This is a genomic window from Desulfatibacillum alkenivorans DSM 16219 (genome assembly GCF_900142135.1).
Classification (GTDB): domain Bacteria; phylum Desulfobacterota; class Desulfobacteria; order Desulfobacterales; family Desulfatibacillaceae; genus Desulfatibacillum; species Desulfatibacillum alkenivorans.
Genome location: NZ_FQZU01000089.1, coordinates 1 through 2115, shown reverse-complemented (window position 1 = coordinate 2115; position 2115 = coordinate 1). Strand labels below are relative to the sequence as shown.

1 protein-coding gene and 1 pseudogene are annotated in these 2115 nt (G+C 59.8%); both read right to left on the bottom strand.

Translation table 11 applies throughout. From position 1 onward, the window contains the following. Positions 1-527, bottom strand: a pseudogene (locus BUE18_RS27110) (electron transfer flavoprotein subunit alpha/FixB family protein); the annotation flags it as partial. Continuing rightward, positions 527-1306, bottom strand: a complete 780-nt coding sequence (locus BUE18_RS27105; RefSeq protein WP_073479235.1) for an electron transfer flavoprotein subunit beta/FixA family protein — start codon at positions 1304-1306, stop codon at positions 527-529. The pseudogene BUE18_RS27110 and the gene BUE18_RS27105, both read right to left, overlap by 1 nt. Between the last annotated feature and the right edge of the window lie 809 nt (positions 1307-2115).

Sequence of the window (2115 nt, the reverse complement as noted above, 5' to 3'; positions counted from 1 at the left end):
GCCTTCTCTTCCACGGCTCCGCCTGCTCCGCCCGCTTCGTCGCCCGCGAAGGCGCCCGGACGCACCGTGATCACGGCGCCGCCGGATACGTCGGCGTCCATCTTGGCGTAAACCTGGCCGGAGTATTCCTGGCGGACGGCGGTCAGCTTGGCGCCGTCCATGCCCTCAAAGTCGATGACGTCGGACAGGAACACGCCGTCCATTTTGATGCTCAGGCCGGGAGCGACGTCCAGACCCAAGGAATCATTGGCGAACAGCACAATGGAGCCCGCCGGGATCAGGGAAGCCAGAACCGGACGGATTTCCTCGCCGTTGGGATTGGCGAAAGAATCATTGGCGACCTTCCAAACCTTGGGATAGGTGTTGGCGACTTCCGCGCACACCGCGTCCAGGTCGGCGCCTGCGCCGCACACTATCGCCGTTACCGAAGCGCCGGCGTCGATTTTCTTTGCAGCCGTGATCAGCTCGATGGCGGAGTCATCGGCTTTTCCGCCTTGATGCACTATATATGCGAAAATATCAGCCATTATTTGATCCCTCCTTTGGACTTCAAGATTTCAATGAGCTTTTCAATCTGCTCTTCGGTGGAGCCTTCCAGGATCTCCGCGCCTTCGCCAAGCTCAGGCACAAAGTAAGTCTGACGGGTGACCTTGGCGGCCGCATCGTCTGCGGAAAGGCCCAGGTCCGCGGCGCTCTTCACCGGGATTTCCACGGAAGCAACCTTGCGGATGCCGCGGATGCCCACGTAGCGGGGTTCGTTGATGCCGGTCTGGATGGAGACCACGCAAGGCAGGGAAATTTCGTTCATTTCCTGGTTGCCGCCCTCGATCTCGCGCCCGACCTTCAAGGAGCCGTCGCCCACTTCAATCTTGTTCACCAAGGAAGCGTAGGGCAGGTCCAGCATAGCCGCAACCATGCCGCCGATCTGGCCTGCGCCGCCGTCGGCCAAAGCGCCGGTCATGATCAGGTCGTAGGAGCCCGCCTGAATAACCGCCTTCAAAGCCGTGGCGATGCCCTTGCCGTCCGTGTTCTCGAAGACTTCGTCGTCCACCAGGATGCCGTTGTCGGCGCCCATGGCCATTTCACGGCGCAGCACTTCTTCGCTCTCTTCGTCGCCCACGGAAACCACCGTCACCGAGCCGCCCACGTTGTCGCGGATCTGAATGGCTTCTTCCACGGCGTAGTTGTCCCATTCGTTTACCGAGTAAACAACATCGTCGCGCTCGATGTCGCTTCCGTCGGAATTGACTTCAATTTCGTTTTCAGCGGTGTCAGGCACCCGCTTCACGCATACCAAAATGTCCATGTAATCCTCCTTCAAAGTTGGAAAAGGAATTTCTTTTGCCTCGCCGGACGGCCCGATTGGGGGCCTCGCTGTCCTGGCTCCGGCAAGGCAATATCGCCTGTGTTACGTCCTATGTAAAACGCGGGCCGGGCCTTTGCTTAACCCTCAAAAGCCCGGCCGGGTAAATCAAAATGCAATGCGCGATGACCGCGCAACCCCCTGGCGCGGCAAGCAGCGCCCCTGCGCTTTGCAGCGGCAGGCCCCGGCGCCCGCCTTGTAAGGGCTGGGTCTCCCGGCCCAAATTGCCCGGGGGCCGTGCAACTACGCCGCCTTAACCTTCAGGAATGCCTATTAACCGTATCCCTCGCGGGCGGAGACTCCCCCTCCCCCTTGACGGGGGAGGGCCGGGGTGGGGTGAACTCTTTCTCCCCCCTGCCCGTTGCTCCTGCCTTGCTATTTACCCCCCATCCTGTCCTTACCCCGCCAGGGGGGAAGGGACCAAGATTGAAGGGCATTCCGTTCCACAACGTTTGCGGCGTTCCAATCTTATGCCGCTTCGTTGTTGGGTTTCGCAAGCTCTACCCAACCTAGGCCGTAGCAACCGGGCTCGTAGGTTGGGTTAAGAAGTCCGGCGTTGACCTGTCAAACTTCAAAGACCCTCCTGGACTTCGCAACCCAACAATTGGGTGGTTATTCCGATTTTTTGTTTACTACGCATAACCAGCCCCCGTTTGCATTCCCACGCAAAGCATGGGAACGAGTTTAAACAAAGGCGGCAATCACGCGCAGCAAGCGGCGCCCCTAAAAATGCGCGGGGACCGCGCGACTAC

Bases quoted from the DNA above. Each gene is read 5' to 3' on its own strand.
- BUE18_RS27105 (WP_073479235.1), bottom strand. From the start codon at position 1,306: ATGGACATTTTGGTATGCGTGAAGCGGGTGCCTGACACCGCTGAAAAC.